At 64.7% G+C, this 24,108-nt stretch carries 20 protein-coding genes; 12 read left to right on the plus strand and 8 right to left on the minus strand.

Annotated features, from left to right (window positions below; translation table 11 throughout):
• The first annotated feature begins 42 nt into the window (after positions 1 to 42).
• Entirely contained in the window at positions 43 to 1,482 is a 1,440-nt protein-coding gene (locus G3N62_RS00100) for an alpha/beta fold hydrolase (protein ID WP_124670724.1), read from the plus strand.
• A gap of 250 nt (positions 1,483 to 1,732) precedes the next feature.
• On the opposite strand, the gene G3N62_RS00105 is transcribed toward G3N62_RS00100, so the two are convergent.
• The 4 genes from G3N62_RS00105 to G3N62_RS00120 all read right to left on the minus strand — a co-directional run bounded on the left by G3N62_RS00105 (position 1,733) and on the right by G3N62_RS00120 (position 6,824).
• Entirely contained in the window at positions 1,733 to 3,079 is a 1,347-nt protein-coding gene (locus tag G3N62_RS00105; protein ID WP_034189733.1) for an MFS transporter, read from the minus strand.
• A gap of 53 nt (positions 3,080 to 3,132) precedes the next feature.
• Positions 3,133 to 4,068, minus strand: a complete 936-nt coding sequence (locus G3N62_RS00110) for an isocitrate/isopropylmalate family dehydrogenase (protein ID WP_124670723.1) — start codon at positions 4,066 to 4,068, stop codon at positions 3,133 to 3,135.
• Between the two features lie 218 nt (positions 4,069 to 4,286).
• Positions 4,287 to 5,189: a TauD/TfdA family dioxygenase gene (locus G3N62_RS00115; protein WP_226227098.1), complete on the minus strand. Its 903-nt coding sequence runs from the start codon at positions 5,187 to 5,189 to the stop codon at positions 4,287 to 4,289.
• Positions 5,190 to 5,903: 714 nt separating this feature from the next.
• Positions 5,904 to 6,824 (minus strand): LysR family transcriptional regulator, encoded by a 921-nt coding sequence (locus G3N62_RS00120; protein ID WP_034189731.1) that lies wholly within the window; start codon positions 6,822 to 6,824, stop codon positions 5,904 to 5,906.
• A gap of 11 nt (positions 6,825 to 6,835) precedes the next feature.
• On the opposite strand from G3N62_RS00120, the gene G3N62_RS00125 reads away from it, so the two are divergent.
• Together G3N62_RS00125 and G3N62_RS00130 are read left to right on the plus strand one after the other, a co-directional pair.
• Positions 6,836 to 8,272 carry an aconitase/3-isopropylmalate dehydratase large subunit family protein gene (locus G3N62_RS00125; RefSeq protein WP_241012806.1) on the plus strand — a complete coding sequence of 479 codons (1,437 nt, stop codon included), beginning with the start codon at positions 6,836 to 6,838 and terminating at the stop codon, positions 8,270 to 8,272.
• Positions 8,273 to 8,306: 34 nt separating this feature from the next.
• Positions 8,307 to 8,846, plus strand: coding sequence for a 3-isopropylmalate dehydratase (locus tag G3N62_RS00130; protein ID WP_241012807.1), 540 nt, complete (start codon positions 8,307 to 8,309; stop codon positions 8,844 to 8,846).
• Positions 8,847 to 9,012: 166 nt separating this feature from the next.
• Here the strand turns inward: G3N62_RS00130 and G3N62_RS00135 are convergent, their stop codons facing one another.
• Entirely contained in the window at positions 9,013 to 10,401 is a 1,389-nt protein-coding gene (locus G3N62_RS00135) for a TolC family outer membrane protein (RefSeq protein ID WP_034189728.1), read from the minus strand.
• Between the two features lie 277 nt (positions 10,402 to 10,678).
• Between G3N62_RS00135 and G3N62_RS00140 the strand changes: the two genes are divergently transcribed.
• From G3N62_RS00140 to thrS, 7 genes are all read left to right on the plus strand, one after another.
• Entirely contained in the window at positions 10,679 to 11,173 is a 495-nt protein-coding gene (locus tag G3N62_RS00140; RefSeq protein ID WP_034189727.1) for a YbhB/YbcL family Raf kinase inhibitor-like protein, read from the plus strand.
• Positions 11,174 to 11,225: 52 nt separating this feature from the next.
• Complete coding sequence (locus G3N62_RS00145) at positions 11,226 to 12,464, plus strand: HlyD family efflux transporter periplasmic adaptor subunit (protein WP_049033755.1); 1,239 nt, start codon at positions 11,226 to 11,228, stop codon at positions 12,462 to 12,464.
• A 66-nt stretch (positions 12,465 to 12,530) separates the two neighbouring features.
• Positions 12,531 to 13,124, plus strand: coding sequence for an L-threonylcarbamoyladenylate synthase (locus G3N62_RS00150; protein WP_034189725.1), 594 nt, complete (start codon positions 12,531 to 12,533; stop codon positions 13,122 to 13,124).
• 15 nt (positions 13,125 to 13,139) lie between these two features.
• Positions 13,140 to 14,372 (plus strand): hypothetical protein, encoded by a 1,233-nt coding sequence (locus G3N62_RS00155; RefSeq protein ID WP_034189790.1) that lies wholly within the window; start codon positions 13,140 to 13,142, stop codon positions 14,370 to 14,372.
• Between the two features lie 50 nt (positions 14,373 to 14,422).
• Complete coding sequence (locus tag G3N62_RS00160) at positions 14,423 to 15,520, plus strand: alpha/beta fold hydrolase (protein ID WP_241012808.1); 1,098 nt, start codon at positions 14,423 to 14,425, stop codon at positions 15,518 to 15,520.
• A gap of 66 nt (positions 15,521 to 15,586) precedes the next feature.
• Positions 15,587 to 17,554, plus strand: a complete 1,968-nt coding sequence (locus tag G3N62_RS00165; protein ID WP_124670721.1) for an aconitase family protein — start codon at positions 15,587 to 15,589, stop codon at positions 17,552 to 17,554.
• 546 nt (positions 17,555 to 18,100) lie between these two features.
• Entirely contained in the window at positions 18,101 to 19,321 is a 1,221-nt protein-coding gene (gene thrS, locus G3N62_RS00170; protein WP_124670720.1) for a threonine--tRNA ligase, read from the plus strand.
• Between the two features lie 106 nt (positions 19,322 to 19,427).
• Here thrS and G3N62_RS00175 read toward each other — a convergent pair whose 3' ends face one another.
• Genes G3N62_RS00175 through G3N62_RS00185 form a run of 3 tightly spaced genes read right to left on the minus strand, consistent with a single transcriptional unit; the run spans position 19,428 to position 21,895 of the window.
• Positions 19,428 to 20,162 carry a polysaccharide deacetylase family protein gene (locus G3N62_RS00175; RefSeq protein WP_124670719.1) on the minus strand — a complete coding sequence of 245 codons (735 nt, stop codon included), beginning with the start codon at positions 20,160 to 20,162 and terminating at the stop codon, positions 19,428 to 19,430.
• A 24-nt stretch (positions 20,163 to 20,186) separates the two neighbouring features.
• Positions 20,187 to 20,753, minus strand: a complete 567-nt coding sequence (locus G3N62_RS00180; protein WP_241012809.1) for a hypothetical protein — start codon at positions 20,751 to 20,753, stop codon at positions 20,187 to 20,189.
• A complete protein-coding gene (locus G3N62_RS00185; RefSeq protein WP_124670737.1) occupies positions 20,753 to 21,895 on the minus strand; it encodes a glycosyltransferase in 1,143 nt (380 codons plus the stop codon). The genes G3N62_RS00180 and G3N62_RS00185 overlap by 1 nt, the downstream gene beginning before the upstream one ends.
• Positions 21,896 to 22,161: 266 nt before the next feature.
• Here G3N62_RS00185 and G3N62_RS00190 point away from each other — a divergent pair, with 266 nt between their 5' ends.
• Both G3N62_RS00190 and G3N62_RS00195 read left to right on the plus strand, forming a co-directional pair.
• Entirely contained in the window at positions 22,162 to 22,329 is a 168-nt protein-coding gene (locus G3N62_RS00190) for a hypothetical protein (protein ID WP_154233782.1), read from the plus strand.
• 160 nt (positions 22,330 to 22,489) lie between these two features.
• Positions 22,490 to 23,788, plus strand: a complete 1,299-nt coding sequence (locus G3N62_RS00195) for a dicarboxylate/amino acid:cation symporter (protein WP_059556376.1) — start codon at positions 22,490 to 22,492, stop codon at positions 23,786 to 23,788.
• The last annotated feature ends 320 nt before the right edge of the window (positions 23,789 to 24,108 follow it).

A 24,108-nucleotide genomic window follows, 5' to 3' on the forward strand; every position in this document is an offset into this window, starting at 1 on the left:
AACTCAGGCCGACGCCTCATTCCGTGATCCAGGAGATTTTCGATGTCCACACGCGTGACCTATCAAACCGCCTCCGTCGCCGATCGTCGTACCGGCTCGGCCCTCAATCTGTTCTACCGGGAAGCCGGCCAGAAGGACGCGTCCGCGGTGCTGCTGCTGCACGGTTTCCCGACTTCGAGCCATCAGTATCGCGGGCTGATCGAGCGTCTCGCCGACAAGTACCGGGTGATCGCGCCGGACCTGCCCGGTTTCGGTTTCTCCGACGCCCCGGAAGCGAAGGCGTTCGGCTACACCTTCGACCATCTCGCGGAAGTGATCGAGCGCTTTACCGACACGCTCGGCCTGACGCGCTACGCGCTGTACGTTTTCGATTACGGCGCGCCGGTGGGCTTCCGTCTGGCTGCGTCGCGCCCGGATCGCGTGTCCGCACTCGTCTCGCAGAATGGCAACGCGTACGAGGAAGGCCTGAGCGACGGCTGGAATCCGATGCGTGCATACTGGCAGAACCCGTCCGATGCGAACCGTGAGCAACTGCGCGGTTTCCTGACGGCCGGTACCACGCAGTTCCAGTACCGGCATGGCGAGGCGGATACGTCGCACATTGCGCCGGAGAGCTACACGCTCGACCAGCACTTCCTCGACCGCGCGGGTAACGACGAGATCCAGCTCGACCTGTTCGCCGACTACAAGGCGAACGTCGCGGCCTATCCGCGCTTCCACGAATACTTCCGCACGCATCGTCCGCCGACGCTGGCGGTGTGGGGCAAGAACGATCCGTTTTTCCTGCCGGCGGGAGCCGAGGCGTTCAAGCGCGATATCCCCGATGCCGAGGTGCATTTCGTCGATGGCGGTCATTTCCCGCTCGAGTCGCATCTGGACGAAGTGGCCGGCATCATTCGCGCATTCTTCGCGCGCACGCTGGACGTCGCACAAGGTCAGGCGCTGTTTGGCGGACTGGACGACGTGTCTGCGTCGGCGGAGGCCCAGCCGCTGTTCGACGCGATGCGCGGCGTATTCGGTTTCGTGCCGAATCTCGGCCACGCGCTTGCGGTCGAACCGCCGGTGCTGTCGGCTTACCTGCAGTGGCTCCATGCTCTCGGTGCGACGTCCCTCGATGCGGTGGCGCAGCAGGTCGCAATGGCGGCCGCGAGCCGCGTGAATGCCGCGGACTACGGCGTGGCCGTCCACGCGACGCTGGCTGGCAAGCTCGGTGCCGCCGCGGACGTGGTCGACGCGTTGCGTACCGGCAGCGCGCTTGCCGATCCGAAGCTCGAAGCGGTGCGCCAGTTCGCGACAGCCATCGCATCGAAGCGCGCGCAGGTATCGGATAGCGACGTGAACGCGCTGAAGGCGGCGGGCTTCGACCGCCGCGCGGCGGTGGCGATTGCGATGGCCGTGGCCGGCAAGACGCTCGTCAATACGGTCGCGCACCTGTCGAAGATCGAGATCGATGCGGGTTTCCTGCCGGACGCCGCTGCCTGACCTGCTGCGGCGGGGCGGCCGTAAATGGCCGCCCGGCAAGCAGCCTCGAGGATCGAGAGCATGTCGGGTAGTCAGCTCGACCGCGCGCGACGCGGCCGCGATGATCCCGGACACACGCCGGATCGTCTCGACGAGATCGCGTTGCTGGCGCATCTCGCTATCGACGGCGGGCCAGATGCGGCCCGCTGTCGGTTGACCGATCGCCGCCGCCGGCCCGACTTTTTCACGTCGGCCCGCCGGTCGCGCGTGCCTATTCGGTCTCCAGCGTCGACGCACCGGGGACGACGTGCGAGGGACCCGGTCGAAGCACGATCAACAGCGCACCTGCCGCCATCAGGCTCGATAGCATATAGAGTGCCGGCGTCGTCGAATGGATCGTATCGTGGACCCAACCGATGAAATACGGACTGACGAAGCCGGCGATCTGCCCGAGCGAATTGATCAGTGCGACTCCGGCCGCGGATGGGCGATTGGGCAGCGACGACGTGAATGGCCAGAACATCGCGATGCCGGTCAGCGTGCCTGCGGTCGCCAGCGTCAGGCCGACGATCGACAGGATCATGTCGCCGCCCGCGCCGCCCGTGAGCAAGAGTCCCAGAAAGCCGATCAACAACGGCACCCCGAGATGCAGACGGCGCTCCTGGCGGAAGTCGGCGGAACGGCCGACGACGACCATCGAGATACTCGCCGCAAGATAGGGCACCGCGCTTGCGAGGCCGATCTGGCCCGGCTTCGTGACGCCGAGCGCGTGAATGATCGTCGGCAGCCAGAAGTTCATCGCGTAGGCGCCCATCTGGATGCAGAAGTACACGAAGCCGAGCGACAGGACTGTTCGGTCGAACAGCACATGGCTCGTCGAGCCTGTCGGGTGTGCGGGCAGGGCACGCGTGCGCGCGTCTCTGTCGAGATCCTCGCGGACCATCTGCTTTTCGGCATCAGTCAGCCAGGACACCTGTTCGACGCGATCACGCAGCACGAACAGCAGCAGGATGCCGAACAGGACGGTCGGCGCGCCCTGCAGCAGATAAAGCCACTGCCACGCGGACAGGCCGGCGCGACCGCCGGCGAAATAATCGAGCATCCAGCCGGACAACGGTCCGCCGACCGCGCCTGACACCGGAATCGAAACCAGAAACAGCGACAATACCCGGCCGCGATGCTTGGTCGAGAACCATTGCTCGAGATACAGCACGATGCTCGGAAAGAAGCCGGCTTCCGCCACGCCAGTCAGAAATCGCAGCGCATAGAACGATGCGGGTGTCTTCACCGACAGCAGGGCGGCCGACAGCGTGCCCCATGAAAGCATCAGGATGCACATCCAGCGGCGCGGCGACACGCGGCGCAATACCAGGCTGCTCGGCACGCCTGCACACACATATCCGACGAAGAATACGCCGGCACCGATCCCGAACGCCGTGTTGCTCATTCGGAGTTGATCGAGCATCTGCAGCTTGGCAAAGCCGACGTTGATGCGATCGAGATAGTTGCACATGTAGCAGACGAACAGGATCGGGATGATGCGTAGCGTCGCGGTTCGATACGCGCGCTCGAGCGCGGCCGGCCGATGCGTCGGCGATGATGAAAAGGCGGGGGACATGTCGAATTCTCCGTGCAGGAAGCGGGCCGGAAGTGACCGGTTGCCGCGTGCATTCAGTGGCGTAGCGACGGAATCGCGTCGAGGATCTGCGGCGGGTACGCCGGACGGTCCGGCATCGCGTCTTGCGGCGGGTGGCGAAGCAGCAGCGACACCGCGTTTGCAGCCGCGCGCGCCTCGAGGTCGACCTCGAGGCCGGCCGGCAGGTCCATGTGCACCGGCAGGCCGATCTCGTACAGCACGGCCGGGCCGTCCCCCACGCGGGCACGGGTGAGCAGACCGGGAAAGCCGGTCATTGCGCTCGCGTGCGCGGCCAGCAGCGGCGCGAGGTCGCCGCCTGCGAGGACCGTATCGAACCCGTCCGGCTCGACGATGAACCGCTCGATCGCCTGCTCGACCAGCAGATGCTCGAGCTGAACGTCCGGGTACTGCAACGCGGTCTCGGACACGATGTCGCGCCACATCCCCATCACGTCCAGGCGATCCGACCGGTCGACCGAGGTCAGGCGTCGTGAGCGAGCGCCGGCCAGCCTGAAGGCCCGGTGCGCGAGGCGACGGATGTCGCTCTCCGTATAGCGCTGCGTATACCAGCCCACGAGCTCGCGTTCGCCCGCGACGACGCCGCTCGTATGCGTGTTATTCGTGCCGCGCGACGCATCGCCCAGAATCAGGCAATCCGTTGCGCGTGCATGCCGCGTGGACACGGGAGAAAACCGCTTCAGCTCCGCCGGGATGGAGATCGCATGAAGTTCGGTATGCAGCCCGGCTACCTTGGCGAATGCGGCGACGGCCGTCGCATGTCTCGCGCCGGGTGTGGCAAGCACGATGTCCGATTCGAAACAGGCCGAATACGCGCCGTCATCGGGCGTGCCCGCGTCGACGCATGTGTAGTCGAGCGCGCCGTTGCGCGACTTGAGATCGTCGAGCAGCGCGATCACGTGACGGACGAGCGGGGCGGCGCGATTCGCGCCGGGAATGATCAGGATATGCATGATGAGAGACCTGTGCCGTTGGCGGCATGCGTGACGATTGCTGCGTCACGCATGACGAAAGACCGAGGGGACTGGCGTGGGACGAAGGAGCGGCAGGGACGCCGATCGCCGGATAGGCGAGGGCGTGCTGCGTCACGCGCGCGGTACGCGCGTGACGAACCACTCCGGCCTTGGCGATGCAAGGCAGGGTGCGACCGCGACGGCAGTCGATTGGAAAATCAGGCGAGGGCGGCCGATTCGCGGACGAGGCCGGGCTGTTCCGCGAAGTAGTGGTCGAAGCGGTGCATGCTCGCGTCGTCGCGGAAGCTGTAGGTCTTCAGAAGCCAGCGCTTGAGCGCGTCTTCGTGATCGTTGACCTCGATCAGTTCGCGGTTGTGGAGCGCATCCTGATTCGCGAACGAGAACAAGTCGCCGGTGCGGATCTGCACGCGTTCCTTGTTGGCTTTCACGATCGCGTTTTTCAGCGACAGCAGTGCGTCGATTGCGCCGAGCGGCGCGCCCGGGGCGTAGGTGGTACGCGTGTCGTAATAACGGAAGCTGTGCGCGTTCTCGAGGATCACGTGCCGGTCCGACACCGTCTGATTCAGGTTCGAATCACGGGAGTATTCGTCGTACGGCGTGATGAAGTGCGGTTCGCGCAACAAGGCCTGATGCGCCTCGCTGATGTGATCGAGCAGCGCGCGGCCGTCGAGGAAGCCCGTGTAGATGCGATTGGCGTCGTTGCAACGCATGCCGAGCAGGCTGAGGTAGTCGGCCCGCACCGGGTGAGCCGTGCGGTCGTTGTGGAAGAACAGTTCGCCGTCCGTTTTCTGCGTCTGGGTCTGGCTATATTTCTTGTGGGCGTAGACGTCGTGGAAGAAGTCGCCGTTGTTGCGGGTCTGGTACGCGAGCAGCGGGGTCCGCGTCAGTTGGGCGAACAACTCGAGCAGCGCCTCGCCCACGTAGGATTTCTTCTTCGCGTACTTGTCCTGGACCGGATCATTCTGATCGAAGACCGGAATCGTGTCGTCGAGCGGGACATTGCGCAGCAGATGCGCGTAGCGCTTCTGGCCGGTTCGTTCGTTGCGGATGGTTTCGCAGACGTTCAGAAAGAAGACCGGAATGCTGCCGTTCTCGACCAAGGCGCCGATACCGCGATGAAACCCCGAGTAATCCTGGTAGGGGCTTTTATCGATTTTTCGTAGCGCGGTCGATAGGTCGCTTTTTTCTTGGTCGGAAAATTCAAACGTCGACTTCATAATATCCTCGATAAGGTAAGAAACTTCAACGCGAATTTCCAGCCCGGCCGGGCGGGAACACTACATCGCGCCCGGCATGAGGGTTCATGACGGGCACCGAATTCTTTGTTTCCGTATTCGAGAATTTCTGGTCGCAGGCGAGCCGGTTCCTTGCCAACGGAACGTTCTCCTGGCGACAGGCGTGCAAAAGCAGTCTGTTTTTAAACAAACATTGAATATTTAAATTTGATAATTTAAGGACTGCTTTTTAATGGAATCGTAAAGTTTCGATTCGTTTGATGGTCTTCATCTGGTTTATCTCTCAGGTTCCATTGTGGGTGGTTGGTGCGCAACGACGTGGCGCGCTTTATTGGAGTTCAGACTATCACCGGATTGCTGGAGACGTTACTCGAACATTTGTGGGCGTTGAATTGTTTCCAATGGGAAACTCTTGAACCGAATCGGCGCGACGAAAAGTCGTACGCATGCCTGATCGACGAGCGACCCGGACGGGCGAATGCGAGGAAGGGGGGATTGAGGCGGGGCTGCGAGACAGGGAAGCGCGAGGCAGCGCGGCGCCAATCGACGCGCGACGGGCGTCGATTGGCCGGCGCGTGACTAGTTGCCGAGCGCGCGCATTTCCGTCGCGAAGAAGCGGGTGAGATCCTGAACGAACATCCGGACACGAGGCGACAGGAAATTGTCTTCGCGATACAGCACGTAGGCCGTGCGCACTTCGGACGCCCAGTTCGGCAGCAGCTGAACCAGCTCGTTGCTGGCGATGGCGTCCCGCACGACGTAGCGCGGCAGGTAGGCGACGCCGACGCCGGCGACGGCCGCGTTCAGCAGCGCAACGCTGTTGTTCGAGCGCAGGATGCAGCGCACGCGCGTCTCGAGCTGGCGCTTGCCCTGCCGCAACTGCAGCGCGGTCGTGTGCGCGGGGCCGCGAAACAGCAGGAACGGGTGTCGAGCGAGATCTTCCGGGCGCGTGACCGGCGGGTGTGCGGCGATGTAGTCCGGTGACGCATAGATGCCCCAATGGATGTCGGTCAACGCGTGCGTGTTGGTGCCCGGCTGCTCCGGGTTGTCGCGGCTGATCACGATCGCGACGTCGATGTTCTGCTCGCCGAGATCGACCATCCGGTCGGTCAGCTCGAGGTCGACCTGGACGTGGATGTTGTTCGAGATGAAACGGCACAGCGTCGGCACGATCGCGTGATTGCCGAAGGTCATCGGCGCGACGACACGGAGATTGCCGATCGGCTCTTCGTGATACTGGCGCACGAACGCGTCGGCACCGCGCACTTCCGCGAGCAATCGCGAACAGTACGCGTAATAGGTGCGCCCGACCTCCGTGACTTCGATACGCCGGGTCGTACGTTTCAGCAGCGTGACCCCGAGCCCGGTTTCCAGCCGGCTGATCTCCTTGCTGACGGCCGACTTGGACAGGCCGAGCACTTTCGCCGCCTCCGTGTAGCTCAACGTGTCGACGATCTTCGCGAAGATCGCCATCGAATTCAGTTGATCGAGCTGATTCACTTCGTTTCTCCATGGAAACAAACGCTCGAAATATAAACGATTTGTTTTCGACTGTATGCGTGCCGTGTTACTTTTTTTTGCATACGACGGCGATGCATTCATCGAGGCCGCGCCGATATCCCAATGCCAGAAAAAGGGTGAGCATGAACCACGGACAAACATTGAGCCAGAAGGTATTGGCGAAGGCGAGCGGTCGGACGCATATCACGCCCGGAGAGGTGATCTGGGCCAAGGTGGACATCCTGATGTCGCACGACCCGTGTTCGCCGGGCGTGATCAGCATCTTCAAGAAGGAGTTCGGCGCCGACGCGCGCGTATGGGATCCGGCGCGCTTCGTGATGATCCCGGATCACTTCATCTATACGGCCGACGTGCTTGCCAACCAGAACGTCCGCGTGATGCGGGAGTTCGCGCGCGAGCAGCAGATCAAGTATTTCTATGATGTCGGGACGCCGAAGTATCGCGGCGTCTGCCATATCGGCCTCGCGGAAGGCGGCCACAACCGGCCGGGCGAGGTGTTGCTCGGCACCGATTCGCACACGGTCACGTCGGGTGCGTTCGGCACCTTCGCGGTCGGCCTCGGGATCACGGACGCCGCATTCGCGCTCGGCACGGGCGAGATCCCGTTGAAGGTACCCGACACGATCCGCGTCAACTTTCACGGCGAACTGCCGCGCCATGTCCTTGCGAAAGACCTGATTCTCGCCGTGCTCGGCGAACTGACGATCGACGGGGCGACGTATCAGGCGATCGAGTTCGGCGGTGAAGTGACCGATGCGCTGTCGGTCGAAGAGCGGATGACACTCTGCAACATGGTCGTGGAATGCGGTGCGAAGAACGGGATCATGGTGCCGAATCAGGCAACGCTCGACTATCTCGCCGCGCGTAACGACATCCCGTTCGAGGTCATCACGCCCGACGCGAATGCACGGTATGCGCGCGTACTCGACATCGACGTATCGAAGCTGCAGCCCCTCGTCGCGAAACCGCATTCGCCGGACAACGTCGACAGCGTCGACAACGTCGGCGATATCCGGATCGAGCAGGCGTACATCGGTTCGTGCACGGGCGGCAAGCTCGAGGATTTCGTCGCCGCTGCGAAGGTGCTGAAAGGACGCAAGGTCGCCGTGCCGACTTTTGCCGTGCCGGCGACGAAGGAAGTCTTCCATGGCATCGTGACGACCCAGATCGGCGACACGTCGATCTACTCGATCCTGACCGATTCGGGCGTCACGCTTTCATCCGAGCCGAGTTGCGCGGCGTGCTGCGGCGGCCCGGCCGACACGTTCGGCCGCGTCAACGAACCGCTGTCGGTGGCATCCACCACCAACCGGAACTTTGTCGGCCGCATGGGCAACAAGCGCGCCAATATCTACCTCGGTTCCCCCTATACGGTGGCCGCGGCCGCGGTGGCCGGCCGGCTCGTCAATCCCAACGCATTTTTGTGAGACCCGACAGATGACCGAAAAAACGATTCGGGGCATGGCCTACGTGCTCGGCGACAACATCGATACCGACCAGATCCTGACGGCCGAGTATCTGAAGATCAATCCGTCGAGCGCGGAAGGGTACGCTCAACTCGCGTCGCTCGCGATGTGCGGGCTGCCGGAAGGTTCGATCCCGTTCATCGATCCGGCGCTTGGCAAGTCGCCGTACAGCATCGTCGTCGCCGGGCAGAACTTCGGCTGCGGCTCGTCGCGCGAGCATGCGGTGGTCACGCTCGGCGCGGCCGGTGTCAGGGCCGTGATCGCGCAGTCGTACGCACGGATCTTCTTCCGCAATTGCGTATCGACGGGGCAATTGCTGCCGGTCGCGTCGAAAGAACGGCTGTGCGAGCGGATCAGGACCGGCGACATCATCGAGATCTCGGTCGACGATCAGGTCGTCCGGATCGGCGACGGCCAGCCGGGTGCGCCGATCGAGCCGGTCGGCGAGCTCGCCAACATCGTCGATGCGGGCGGATTGTTCGCCTACGCGCGCCTGGTGGGCAAGATTCCGGCGCGCGTGCCGGAAACTGCCTGATCCATCCGTCCGGGCCGTCGGCCCGGCGGATCGCCGGCCGTCTGTCGATGCATCCGCACGACAGACGGCCGTTTTCGTTTGACGGTTCGGGTTTCGGTTGGTGCGCGTGCGCTCGAACAGGCGTGATGCGTGTGGTGGGGGCCACCTGGCCACGCCGCCGACGGGTTCAACGGACGGACGTCGCGGACGGCAACGACGTCGTCAGCAGCGCGTTGACGTTCGCGAGTTCGGCGTCGGTCAACTGTCCGGCGGCACGGGAGAGTTCGAGCCAGTGCAGCATGTAGTCGTAGCGGGCGCGGCTGAATGCGGTGCGCGACCGATACTGCTTGTCCTCGGCGATGAGCACGTCGGTGCTGGTGCGATCGCCGATCTCGTAGGCAGTCTTCGCGGATCGGGTCGAGGTCCGGGTCGAGACGACCGCCGAGCGCAGCGCCGCGATCATGTCTCTCCCGTTGAGCAACGACAGATACGTCTGCCGTGCATCGAGGACCGCGTTTTCGCGTGCATCGAGCAACGCGTTGCCGGCGCGGCTTTCGAGCGCAAGCGTTTCGCGTTTGCGACTCTGCACGTAGCCGCCGGTGAAGATCGGGATCGTGATCTGCACGCCGATCACCGATGAGTTGCCCGCGCCGCCCGCGACACCGATGCCGTTCTGGCTGGGCAGCGTCGCCGAGTACATGTATCGCGAGTTGCCCTGGCTGCTGTGGTTGAAGGTGGCGATCAGATCGACTGTCGGCAGGTCGGCGGACTGCGCGCGGCGGGTTTCGCGGCTGGCCATCTCGCTGTCGATCTCGCAAGTCGCGACGTCGAGGTTGCGTTGCCGCGCAAGCGTGGTCCACTGGTCGAGATCGGCCGCGGCGAGCGGCGATACCGACGCATCGTCGGGCAATGCGGCCAGCGAACCGACCGGATGGCCGACCAGCTTGTTCAGTCGTTCGGTGCGGATCTGATAGTCGTTCAGCGCACCGGCTCGCTCGGCCCGCGCGAGGTCAAGCGCGGCACGCGCCTGATCGAGATCCACGACGGTCTGCGTGCCCGCGTCGAAGGCGGCCTGGGCGATCTTGAGCTGCTCATCGAGTGCCGCCTCGTGCGCGCGCGAAAACGCGAGCTGATCCTGCGCTTGCAGCACGTCGAAGTACGCGCGCGCGACGTCGATCATCAGGGCTTGCCTGGCCTTCTCGAACACGATCTCGCTGCGCGCGACCTTCAGCTTGCCGATCTCGTAACCCTGCCAGTCGCCCCAGTGGAACACCGGTACGACGAGCGACGCGCCATAGCCATTGGTCGTGTATTCCTGGCGAGGCAGGTCGGACACGCTCGCCCAGGTCGATCCGACGCCGAGCGCCGCCTGCAGGCGCGGCAACAGCGCCGCGCGTGCCTGCGGCAACGCCTCGACGCCCGCCGCTCGCTGAGCGCGCGCGGCGGCGTAACCAGGATCGCTCGCCTGCGCGTCCTGCCACGCGCTCATCAGGTCGGTCGCATACGCGGCTTGCGCGCACGCGCCCAGCACGAGCAGCGCGCAGGCTTTCAGGGATGTCGAGAGTCGTCCGGTCATGCGATGAGGCCTCCTGAGCGTCGACCGTTCGAGGGCCGTTTGCTCCGGACTCTAACGCAGAACGGACAGCCTGCAGCGCCTGCCGAGCGTTGACTCCCTGGCGAAATGATTGTCCTCTGGGAGAAACAATCGACGTACTGGCGATCCAATTGTTCGAAGGAAAACGGGTGCGTGCTATCTTGGCCCTGCATCGAAAGCCGGGCCCGTCGCGTCGCGTTGGCCTGATGCCGCCGGCGGAATCCGAATCCGTACGCAACCGTTAGAACAGGACAGAAAAATGACAACGTTCAGCCTTACTTCGCCGGAATTCGCCGAGCAGGGCAAGCTCGCCAAGGCACACGAGTACAACGATTTCGGCGGTGACGGCGACAACCGATCGCCGGCCTTGCGCTGGATTGGCGTGCCTGCCGGCACGCGGAGTCTCGCGATCACGCTGTACGATCCGGACGCGCCGACGGGCAGCGGGTTCTGGCATTGGGTTGCGTTCGACATTCCTCCGGACACCGAAGGATTGTCCGCCAACAGCGGCGCGAAGGATGGCCGCCTGCTGCCGGCCGGCGCGATCCAGAGCACGAACGACTACGGCGTTCAAGGCTTCGGCGGCGCATGCCCGCCGCCGGGCGCGGAACCGCATCGATACGTGTTCACCCTGCACGCGTTGTCCGTCGAAAAGCTGGGTATCGACGGGACCACGCCGAACGCGGTCGCCCGGTTCCTGATTCACGCGAACACGATCGACAGCGCGTCGACGACCGCCTACTACGGACGTTGAACGCCCAGGCCTCGATCGCACGGAATCCAACCAGAGAAAAAGGGGAAGCACGATGCGTCGCGAATCGTGGGTAGCGCTCCACGTCGATTCGGCGCGGGCGGCATGGAAGCGTGCGTTGCCCGTGGTCGCCATCATCGTCGCGATCCTGGCGGTAGGCTGGTGGTGGCTGAAGCGGCCAGCCAGCAAGCAGGCGTTCATCAATGCCACCGTCATCGTCGTGCGCGCACCGATTGCGGGGACGTTGTCGTTCGTCCCCGGTGTCGAGGTCGGCAATTTGGCGAAAGCGTCGCAGCCGGTCGCGACGATTGCCGGCGACCTGTCGAACCCGCGTGCATCGGAGTTGCGGGTGCTCGAGCAGCAACTGAAGGTGCAGAGCAGCGATCTCGCGCAACGCGAGCGCAGCCTCGCCTTGCGGATCGCGGATCGGCAACAGCAGCAGGATCAGTACCGCAGCGAAAGCCGCAGTCAGCAGACGCTGCAGGCGCGCTACGCGGGTGCGCAGATCGCGCAGGCGCATGCGGAGCTTTCTCGCCTCGATGCAATGTCGGCGTTGTCGGAAGCCGACATGCGCCGCGCCACCGCGTTGTTCGAGAAAGGCTACCTGAGTCGCGCCGGATACGACCGCAGCATCGCGAATGCGCGGGTGAGCGTCGCGCAGGTGCAGGCGCAGCGCGCACAGGTCAGCCAGAGCGAGGCCACGTACGCCGCGGCACGCGTCGGCCTGCAACTCGACGGACCGCGCGCGCTGAGCGAGCCCGAACAGCGCAACCGGCAACTGGAGCTGGAACTCGTCGATCTGCGTCAGCAGTTGCAGGAAACGAAGGCACTCGGCGCGTCGACGAACGAGGAGCTGGCCCGCGTCAGCGCCGAATACGCGCGTCAGCGCATGGCAACGCTCGTCGCGGACCGGCCGAGCGTCGTCTGGTCGCTCGATGCGCAGAGCGGCGAAGCGCTGACCGCGGGGGCGCCGATCATGCAACTGATCGACTGCAACGACGTGTGGGTCGATGCGTTTTTCGACGAATCGGACGTGCGCGACCTGAAGGTCGGCGCGCCGGTCAAGGTGTCGCTGTCGCACGATGCGCGACATTGGACGGGGGTGATCGAGACGGTCCGGTCAGGCTCCGGCCGCGTGACGGTTGGCCAGTACGTCGCGGCACCGCCGCCCGAAATCGCTCGCCGGCAACTGCCGGTCAAGGTGGTCACGGTGCGTGTGCGGGTCGACTGGAAGCGGGCGTTGCAGCCGAGCCAGTACTGCCTGGCCGGCCGCAGCGTCGAGGTGAGCATCTGACGCGCATGGCGCGGCGACGGCGAGTCGCCGCGCTGCCCACGACTTCAACCAGAGGAGACTGGATTCATGTTACCCAACGCACATGCCGCGCAGGTCTTGAAAAACGGTGGCGTATTGATGGTGCCCACCGACACGAACTATGCGTTCGCGGCGGATCCGTGGAACGAGCGCGCCTGCGCGCGTCTGTACGAGATCAAGAAGCGCGACGTCAAGAAGCCGCTGACGCTTTTCGTGTCCGACCCGCAGGAGCTGTGGGCATATGCGAGTCTCGAAGCGGAGCAGGCCGATACGGTGCGCACGTTGATGGAACGGTTCTGGCCGGGGCCGCTGAATTTCGTGTTGCCGAAGTCGGCACGCGCGCCGGATCACCGCTACCTGAAGGAGGATTCCATCTCGGTCGTCTGCAACCGGAATCCGGTGCTGAATGAACTGATCGGAACGTTCGGACGGCCGCTCGCGATGACCTCGGCGAATCTCTCGGGCGTCGAGCACGATTGCCTGATCGACTACGATCTCGCCACGCGGACCTTTCCCGATGCGGTCGACTTCATTGTCCCGCCGGCGCCCGGCAAGCCGACGACGACGAAATCGAGCACGATCGTATCGTTGCTCGACGGTACGCTGAAAGTCCTGCGCCAGGGCGACATCGTGATCGCCTAGCGATTGCGCGCGACGATGAGCGATCCGGTCCCGACTCCGCCGCCCGGCCTCCGCGACATCCGGTTGTTCGTGCTGTACCGGGTCGTCTCGCGGTTGTACTTCCATTTGCCGGTGCTGTTCCTCCACCTTTACCTGGTGGAACTCGGGTTGTATCGCGTGATTGCACTGCTGGCCATTTACGGGCTGGTGACGACCGTCACGTCGGGGCTCGGCGGAAAGCTGCTCGGCGTGATGTCGGAAAAAAAAGTCGTGGCGGCCGGCGAAACCATGAAGGCAGGCGGAATCGTGCTGTTGCTCGCCGGCACGCGGCTCGCGGATGTCGACATGAACCTGCTGGTGCTGGCGCAGATTGTCGGCGGCACCGGATTCAGCGTCGCGTTGTCGACGGATTCAAGCCTGCTGCGCACGCTGGCGGGCGCGGCAGGCGACGCGACGCTGTTCATGCGCACGCAGACGCGCTCGCAAAGCCAGATGTTCATCGCGACGCTGGTGGCCGGATCGACCGGCAGCATCCTGTTCGACTATCAGCCGTTCTGGCCGTTCTATGCGTCACTCGCGGCAAGCATCGCGTCGACGCTGCTGGTGCTGATGATTCGCGAGCCGCGGGCCGAGCCGCGGCCGGCAACGGAAGCGGCGACCGAGGCGGCCGTGCTCGACCCGAGACAGCGTTTCTGGATGGGCTTTTACTCGTTGTCGCGCGCGTTCACCCTCGCTCCGTTCGTCGGTTTCCTGCCGTTCTATTTCATCATGGTCGATGTCGATCCGCTTCTGTTCGGCGCCGTGCTCGGCCTGTTTACGCTGTCTGCGTTCGCGACTTCACTGGCCGTGAACGGATTCATTGCACGCTTCGGCGTGAAAGCGCTGATGATCGCGACGCTCGCCTGCATGTTCAGCTCCATGCTCGTGCTCGGGTGCAGCGACGTGCTGGCCTACCACGGCATCGACTATTTCGTGTCGGGGCTGGTCGGCATCAGCCTGCTTGGTCTCGGCTCGGGCGGCGTGCGGCCGGCGACGATGGCGAATCTCGACCTGTCGGCGCTCGACCCGCTTGCGCGGGTCGCGATGTTTGCGCGCATGGAACGCAACTTCGGGGTGGCCAACGGGATATTGCTCGCGATCGGTGCCTATCTGCTCGCCGATGCCGGCTTTCAGGCACTGATGCTGTGGTTGAGCGGCCTGTACCTGCTTGCGCTGGGTGCGCTGTTTCATGCGAACCGGGCGGTCGACACCGGCGAGGCCACACCGTGAGTCATGCGCGCGTGCCCGTCAGGGGCGATATCGACCGGCGGGCGCACCGCATGCGAACGGCGCTTGCCGCGTGCATGCGGTGGCTTGGTGCGATGTCGATCGCGGCGACCGGCTGTCTGACGCTGACGGGCTGTGCCGACACGCCGGCCGATTCGACGGCGACGTATCGCAGCGATGCGCGCACGCTGGAGGTCGCGTCGATCGGCAGTTTCCATATCGGCGGACATGCGGCAGAGCTGTCCGGCCTGCCGTCGCGCAGCATCGTATTCTCGCCCGGGGCGCCGCCGACCGTCGTCGACCCGAACGGCACGTTCGAAGTCGGCCAGATGTATGTGCAGTACGTGAAGCTCGCCCATCCGCGCAAGGCGTTGCCCGTGTTGTTGTGGCACGGCGGCGGCCTGACCGGCGTGAACTGGGAGACGACGCCGGACGGGCGCGACGGCTGGCAGATGGCCTTCCTGCGCGCGGGCTACGACGTGTATGTCAGCGATGCCGTGGAGCGCGGGCGGGCGTCGTGGGCGCGTTACCCGGATCTCTATCCGGACGAGCCGTTCTTCCGGTCGAAGCGGGAAGCATGGCTGCTCTTCAGGATCGGGCCGTCCTATTCGGATACGCCGGCGTCGCGCGCGGCCTACCCGGAGTCGCAGTTTCCGGTCGACGCTTTCGATGCGTTCAGCAAGCAGTTCGTGCCGCGCTGGGCCACCAACGACGCATTGATCCAGGCCGCCTACGACGCGCTCGTGCAGCGCGTATGCCCGTGCGTCGTCATCGCGCACAGCCAGGCCGCGAATTTTGCGTTCGTGGCCGCATTGCACGCACCCGACAAGATCCGCGCCATCGTCGCGCTCGAGCCGACCGGTACGCCCGACACGAAACAGGCCGACCTGCACGCCATCGCCGCGATCCCGCAATTGTTCGTATGGGGTGACAACCTGGACGGATCGGCGTTCTGGCGTGGTTTGACCCGGGTGTCGTTGCGCTACGAGCGGGCGCTGGCGGAGCAGGGCGGGCGATTGGAAACGCTGTCGCTGCCCGCGCACGGTATCCATGGCAACTCCCACATGCTGATGCTGGACCGCAATTCCGACCGGATCGCCGCGATGGTGCAGGCATGGCTTGCCGTACGCCTGCCCCACGCCGACCCGTGAGCGACCGCCGCCGACAGCGTGGACTGTCCGGCGCCACCGATGACCGAATGCAACCGAGGAGCACTTATGGAAGATACGTTTCGACTGACGGGGAAGGTGTTGTACCTGACTCGCGATCCGGACACGATCGATGCGCAGTTCGCGGGGCGCGCGCTGACGCGGCAGGAGGCCGGTGCGTTGCGCGATGACGTGTCGACCGACGAGATCACGCCGGTCACCGTCATGCTGACCTACGACGAGCGGCTCGGCGAGTTTCCGTACGTCGGCTTCAAGGCGGGCGGCCGCTTACCGATCGGGAATCACGCGGTGCGTGACGGCGGCTTCCAGGTGACCGTGGCCGGCAAGCGATACGGCAAGGGCTCGTCGCGCGAATCGGCACCGCTGGCCGAACTGTCGGCCGGCATCCGCCTGATCGTCGCGGAAAGCTTCGAGCGGATCTACCAGCAGAACTGCGACAACATCGGCATCCTCACCACGACCGATTTCTCCGTGCTGGACCGCCTGCTCGCGGGTGAAGCGATCCCGATCGACGTGTTCCTGCAGGGCCGGGATGCGCTCACGCAACGGATTATCCGCAGCGGCGGGCTGCTCGCCTACAGCAAGACCGTCCGATGGCCGAACGCGGACGAGCGCGCCGTGCCGGCCGACGGGGGCGCGGGCGCGGGCGCGGCGCACGGGCCGCGTACGCTCGTCGAGAAGATTCTCGCACGCCACCTTCATCCGGAAATGCAGGGGGCATCGCGAGGAGACGGCGTTTTCGTCGCCGCGGACTGGCGCTTCAGCCACGACTACTTCACCGGCATGTGTGCGTATCTGATGCACCGAGCGTTCGGCAAACCGGCCCAACTGCACGATCCGGACCGCATCATCGCGTTCCACGATCATCTCGCACTTGCGCGGCAGAGCATTCCGCACGTGAGAGACGGGCTGCTGCCCGGGATCGCGAATCTCGTCGCCGGGCACAGCGAATTCGCACGCGATTACCCGGTGCGCGCACACGGTGCGTTGCCGGACGCGCCCGGCTCGGAAGGCATTTGCCATTCGATGATGGCGGAGCAGTACGCGTTGCCGGGGCAGATCGTCGCGGGCACCGATTCGCATACGCCGCACGCGGGTGCGTTGGGTAGCCTGGCATTCGGCGCCGGCGCCACCGAGATCGCCAACAGTTGGGTCACGGGTTATGTTCGCTGCCGGATTCCGGAAACGTTGCGGATCGAGGTTGACGGCGCGCTGCGTCCCGGCGTGACGGCGAAAGACATCGTGCTCTATCTGCTGCAGATGGACGAGATCCGCTCCGGCGGCGCGATTGGCCTGGTATTTGAATACGGCGGTTCAGCCGTGCGCGCGTTGCCGGTCGACGAGCGCGCGACGCTGACGAACATGGTCGCCGAACTGGGCGGGTTCACGGGGATCGTCGAACCCGATGCGCGGACCGTTGCGTTCCTGAAAGAACGTCGCGGCGTGGACTTCGTGCTCGAGCCGTGGATGAGAAGCGACCCCGATGCCGTCTACCGCGACGTGATCCACATCGATGCGCGCGAGATCGAGCCGATGCTGGCGCGGCCGGGCGACCCGAGCAACGGTGTCGCGGTGAGCGGGCTGGCCGATAACGTCGCGATCGACGTGGCTTACGGCGGATCGTGCACGGCCGGCAAGCAGGCGGACTTCGACTTTTATCACGAAGTGCTGCGGTGGGGCGTCGATCGCGGCATGCGCGTGGCACCGACGACACGCTTGTTCCTGCAGTTCGGCACGATGCACGTGCGCGAATACTGCGCGGAACGCGGCTATCTTCCCACGTTCGAGCAGGCCGGCGTGACGCTCGTGATGCCGGGCTGCGGTGCGTGCGCGAACTGCGGGCCGGGTCAATCGGCCACCAAGGACGATGTGACGATCAGTGCGATCAACCGCAATTTTCCGGGGCGCTCCGGCCCCGGGGACGTATGGCTGGCCAGTCCGTACACGGTTGCCGCGAGCGCGCTGGCCGGCCGTATCGTGACGTTCGAAGCGCTGCGCGCGCTGCACGCCGCGTGAGCAAAGCGGCTTCTTCGCGGTTGAAGCGTGCGGTTTCGACGGGGGCGTTGAACGCCGGCATCGAGTCGACCGTGGATCGCGCGATGGTGTGGGTACGGCTGGGTGCGTGTATGCCGGTATGCCAGGCGGCCGCGCAGCGCCGCCATGAAATGGTGGAGATCCATGGGAGGCGTTGCGTTGCGAGTGAGGTCGGGATTAGACGCAACCGGCACTCGATCGGGGTTACCGCCCGCCATGTCGTCGTGAGGCGGCGAACATACGCGCGTGAGGATTTGCTGTCGCGATACCGAACCGGCGGGCGGCGCGCGTAACGCCTCGCGATTCGAACGCATGATTGACAGGCCGCACGAGGTTGACTAGATTCATCCCATGAACGCACGTTTCGTCACGACCACCACGACCACCACCACGACCGCCAACGGCGGGCCGGGGGGAGGTTGCACGTCGTAGATTCATGCGTCACATCATCCCCAGGAGCCCCGCCGGCAACGGACGGGGCTTTTTTCATGCTCCGTTCGACCGGCACCCCAGTCAACGGAGAACGTGATGGACGATTTCGATCATCGAGTGCTTGGCAGCAGACTCGATCTGTTTCACCAGCAGGATGAAAGTCCGGGCGCCATCTTCTGGCATCCGCGCGGCATGGTCCTTTACCGGACCGTCGAGGAATACATCCGCGCCAGGATGCGGCAAGCCGGCTTCGCCGAAGTCAGGACACCGCAGATCGTGTCGCGCGGCCTGTGGGAGCAGAGCGGTCACTGGGAGAAGTTCGGGAAGAACATGTTCTCGCTCGAGAGCGACAGCCACCCATACTGCCTCAAGCCGATGAGCTGCCCGTGCCATGTGCAGCTCTTCAGGAAGGGCGTTCGTTCGTATCGCGACCTGCCGGTCCGCTACGCGGAATTCGGCGCGGTGCACCGCGCGGAGCCGTCGGGCGCGCTGCACGGACTGATGCGCGCCCGCGCCTTCACGCAGGACGATGCGCATGTGCTGTGCCTGCCCGATCAGGTCGAGGTCGAAGTCGCGCGATTCTGCGTGCTGCTGAAGACGATCTACGCGGACTTCGGGTTCGACGGGTTCGACGTCGCGCTGTCGACGAGGCCGGCGGTTCGCGCGGGCGACGATGCGGTCTGGGATCGGGCGGAAGCGATGCTGGCGTCCGCCGCCCGAGCGGCCGGCCTGGATTTCGCGATGCTGCCCGGGGAAGGCGCGTTCTACGGCCCCAAACTCGAGTTTCATCTGCTCGACCGTCAGGGGCGGAAGTGGCAGTGCGGGACGATCCAGCTCGACTTCGTGTTGCCGGAGCGGCTCGGCGCCACCTATGTCGCGGAAGACGGCGTGCGCGCGACGCCCGTCATGCTGCATCACGCGGTGCTCGGCAGCCTCGAGCGGTTCATCGGCATCCTGCTCGAGCATTACGAGGGATGGTTGCCGACGTGGCTGGCCCCCGACCAGATCGTCGTCGCGAACATCGGGCAGGACGAACGCGCATTTGCGGACAACACGGCGTTCGCGTTCGAGGACATCGGTTGCCGGGTGCTGCGGGATTTCCGTGCCGAGCGCTTGCCGCGCAAGATCTTCGACGCGCGGGAACTCGCCGCGCCGATCGTCGCGGTGGCCGGGCGGAAGGAAGCGCTGGCCGGCGAGGTGTCGCTGCGGATGAGGAACGGGGAGCAGCACGTGCTGTCGATCGACGCTGCGCTTGCGTACCTGAAGCAGCATGTGCGTGCACCCTCCGCGACGCGTGTGTTTCGCTCTCCGGCTTGACCCGGCGGCAGGCCCGTCCATGTGAAGAACGCGTTGGATGGGCGGGCCGATCGCCGTCGTGGTGAGCGGCTCGCGTATCGATGCGAGTGTCGGCGACGGCGCCGTGCTACCCGCGTGCGATGACCCGCGCCTTCACGCACTTGAGCCACAGCCGGGCGGCCCCGACACCGCCCGCGACCGGAATCCGCGGCAGCAGGAACGGATCGTCGGCCGCGCCGGCACATCCGCGCCGGGTCGTCGTCGCATTGTCGTATCCGGCGTCCGCGACCTGGTCGCGTACCCGCGCATCCAGGTCGCCGTACGGGTAGCAGAACGATTCGACGGGCTGGCCGCTCAATGCCTCGAGGCGCCGCTTCGACTCGCTTACCTGATGATCCGACTCGAACCCGGGCACCTGCGACAGCGCGACGTGATCGAGCGTATGCGAGCCGACTTCATGGCCATGGTCGCGCCACATGAGCATGTCCTCGCGTGTCATCAGCGGTGAGCGCGCGGTGTCGTCAGCCGCATCCCAGTCGTTCTGGCCGCCGAAGCGGCCGGCGACGAAATAGCAGGTCGCGGTGAACCCGAGCGCGTCGAGCACCGGCATCGCATGGGTCAGTACGTTGCGAAAACCGTCGTCGAACGAAATGCCGAAGACCTTGCCGCTGCGCTCGCCGCGCAGATACGGCCGCAGTTCACGCACGCTCAGCCCGCGGTAGCCGAGCCGCTTGAACAGCGTCATCTGGCGGCGGAACGCGTCCGGTGCGACGCTCAGGCCGCGTAGCCGGTCGGCCGGCGGCGGCAACGGGCGTATCTGGTGATACATCAGGATCGGATGGCGCGTGGCGGAAAGAAACATCGGCAGCCCGGGAAAAACGCGGCGTTATGCGGCCTTGCGGAAGATCCGCAGGGTCTTGAAGTCGCCGATCTCGACGAAATCGGCGTTTGCCGCCCACTGCGCGATGATCGGCTCGGCCTTGCGGTATGCCGACGAGCCCTTGTAGAACAACAAGTGACCATTGGGCGCGGTATGGCGTGCGAACAGGTCGAGCACCTCTTCGTCCGTTTTCGCGCCATAACGGCTGTTCGACTCGTCGCGGAATTCGCACAGATGGAACAGCGTGACGACGTCGAATGCCGGCAGCAGGCCCGAATTGCTCGTATAGATGTCGCCGAAATACGCGAGGTAGGTCTTGCTGATCTCCGGTTGCCGCGTGACGAGCTCGACGTACGACTTGTATTCCTTCGGCGATGCCGTCACGCCGAAAACGGTGTTGTTCAGGTGCGGCCGCGCGCATTCCATGCCGACATGGTGATGGCCGCCGGTGCCGAAGTGATAGATGCGCACGCCCCTGAGATGCACGGATTCCAGCCATTCGACGAAGTGCACGTCGCACGGACATTCCTGCGTCCGCAAATCCCAGTACTTCTTCCAGATATTCATTGCCATCAAGCGGACCTCATGGATGTCGCCCAGCGGTAGGGGTTGTGTCGAATCGATTTCTGATAGACGGACAGCGTCGCGTCGACGAAGGTGTCGAACGAGAACTCGCGCTTGCCTTTCAGCCGCGCGCTGCGCCCCATCGAACGGACGCAGCCGGGTTCGCGCACGATCGCGCGCAGGATGGCCTCGATCGCTTCGGGCTCGCGCGGCGGGACGACCCAGCCGTCGATGCCCGGCTCGACGTTCTCGGGCAGCCCGCCCACGCGTGTGACGATCGCGGGGCAGCCGAGCGACATCGCTTCGCGGCACGCGTACGACAGGCTCTCGTGGTACGACAGCACGAACGACACGTCGACGATCGCGAACGGCGCCCGTACGTCGTCGAGGCGACCTGTGAACGCGGTGCGCGACGCCATGCCGTGCCGCGCGATCTGTTCGCGCTGCTCGCCGGACGGCTCCGCGCCGACCAGCAGCACGCGAAACCGCTCGCGCTCGCTTTCGGGCAGCCGGCCCAGCGCCGCGATCAGGTCCATCCAGCCTTTCTCCGGCGCGGTGCCGGCGCTGCTGCCCAGCACGATTGCGTCCGCGCCGGACGGCCCGAACAGCGCGATCTTGCGGCGGCGGATTTCGTCGCCGGCCAGCCGTTCGGCGGCGCGGCGCACGCCGTGCTTCACGACCGTGACGTTTCCATACGGCGAACGCAGCGCGAGCATGCTCGCGACATAGTCGCTGACCGCGATGGTGTGGTCGGTGGCGAGCCGTGCGCGCAGCAGGTTGCCGAAACTGTCGGCCCGATAGGTGTTGTGCTTGGTGAGCACGACCGCGGGCCGGTAGCGGCACCCGAGCAGCGCGAGCATGACCTGCCGGTGGTCGGCGGACCCGTTCACGTGAATGACGTCGAAGCGCTCGGCGACGATGCGCCGGCGCAGCCGGACGATTTCCTGGCACAGCCGGTTCCAGCGTGGCTTGAATTCCATGTCGAAGATCGCCACGTCGGGGCTGTCCTTCAACAGACGCGACAGGCGGCTTCCCGCCGGCGACGCGACGGTCACGCGGTGATGCCGGCTCATCGCGGCGGCGAGATCGCGTACGTAGGTATCCTGGCCGCCGCCGTAGTCGCCGTGGAAGTTGGTGTACAGAATGTTCATCACGATGCCGCTTTTCCTCGATCGTCCATTAAAAGGACTACTGATGAAATGAATGGCTCAACCCGTCGGGAGCAATGACTCGAACACGGTGCCGCGTTTGCGGCTCGCGATCGCGGATCGACGCCCGGGCATGGCGCCAACGCGAATCATTTCCAAATATTACATATCGTTTACGTATCGTAGTGTCGAGGTCTGCGCATCTTTGTGAGAATGTGTCGCGATCGCTTGACCGTCTCGGCCGCCTGCGCGGAGCGTGGCGCTGACGCGTGCGTGCACGCAACCCGTTTGCCACGGCGGCGCCGACCGATTTCTCGCCGACCGGCCGGGCTGTTCCACGCCGGCCGGCCCTCGCCAGGGGTGTGCTGGATCGCGACAAAACCTGTTTTGCCGGCGACATCCGGACACAGATCAACCGGCGCCGCTTTCAGATTTGAAAGCCGGTGCGCCATTTGCGTTAGAATGCCCCCCCTTGTCCGCCCTGGCGACCGCCAGGGCGGACTGGTCGCCCGCGTGGCCACACAGGTTCCGATTCGCAGCCGGACGCGAATGATTTGCCAGCCGTTAGCAACATACGTTTTGTGATTTGGATTACTAATGAAGAAGAAGCACAACATTACCAAGTACATCGTCATTGCGATGATGCTTGGTATCGCCGTGGGTTATGCATGCCACAGCGCGTTTCCCGACCCGAAGATGGCGAAGGAAGTCGCCGGTTACGTGTCGTTGCTGTCTGATGTATTCCTGCGCTTGATCAAGATGATCATCGCACCGCTGGTCTTCGCGACGCTGACCGTCGGCATTGCGCAGATGGGCGACGGCAGCGCGGTGGGCCGTGTGGGCGTCAAGGCGTTCGGCTGGTTCTTCATCGCGTCGTTCACGTCGCTGCTGCTCGGCCTGCTGACCGCGACGATCCTGCAGCCGGGCAGCCACCTGAGCCTGCCGCTGCCGCCTTCCGATGCGGCCCTCAACCTGAAGACGGGCGCCTTCACGCTGAAGGACTTCGTGGTCCACCTGGTGCCGAAGTCGATCGCCGAGGCGATGGCGAACAACGAAATCCTGCAGATCGTCGTGTTCTCGATCTTCTTTGGCACCGCGCTGTCCGCGCTCGGCGACGCGGGCAAGCGCCTGACTGGCGTGATCGAGGATCTCGCGCAGGTGATGCTGAAGGTGACGGGCGCGGTGATGTGGTTTGCGCCGGTCGCGGTGTTCGCGGCGCTCGCGTCGACGATCACGACCGAAGGGCTCGGCATCCTGCTGACGTTCGCGAAGTTCATGGCGAGCTTCTATCTGGCGCTCGCGCTGCTGTGGGGCGTGCTGACGCTCGCCGGCGTGACGTTCCTCGGCAAGCGTGCGTTCACGCTGATCCGGCTGATTCGCGAGCCGTTCCTGCTGTCGTTCGCGACGGCGAGTTCCGAGGCCGCGTATCCGAAGCTGCTGGACGCGCTCGACCGCTTCGGCGTGAACCGCAAGATCTCGAGCTTCGTGCTGCCGATCGGGTATTCGTTCAACCTCGACGGCTCGATGATGTACTGCACGTTCGCGGTGCTGTTCATCGCCCAGGTGTACGGCATTCATCTGCCGCTGGGCACGCAGATCACGATGCTGCTGATGCTGATGGTGACGTCGAAGGGGATGGCCGGCGTGCCGCGCGCGTCGCTGGTCGTGATCGCGGCGACGCTCAACCAGTTCAACCTGCCCGAAGCCGGGTTGCTGCTGATCATGGGCGTCGACATGTTCCTCGACATGGGGCGCTCGGCCACCAACGCGGTCGGCAACTCGATCGCGGCCGCGGTGGTCGCGAAGTGGGAAGGGCAACTCGGCGAACCGCGCGACGACAATGATTCGGACGCCGGCACGGTAACCGAGGTAAAGGTGCGGGAGACATCGGCATGATGCATGGCAGCGCGGCGACGCGTTGCCTGATCCGCAGTCGATGACAATCGCCGGCCAGGATTCGCGACGGATTCTGGCCGGCGATTTGTTTTGTGCAGTGATTTTGCGCCGCGTTCGGCGGCCTTTTTCGATTCTCCGCTAAAAGCGTTTGCCGTTTCAATCGGTCGCCGCTGGACGAGCGGCGATATTCCCGCAGGCGAACGCCCGATTCTCCCCATTCCCGTGCTGGTGCGTAAGTGAACATTCACTGTCGCACACTCGTGCTTGCCGCAAGCACGAGCGGACCGCAATTTTTTTCGATTTATATAACGCTATTCTCG

The organism is Burkholderia sp. Tr-20355, from assembly GCF_017104685.1.
Classification (GTDB): Bacteria; Pseudomonadota; Gammaproteobacteria; order Burkholderiales; family Burkholderiaceae; genus Burkholderia; species Burkholderia seminalis.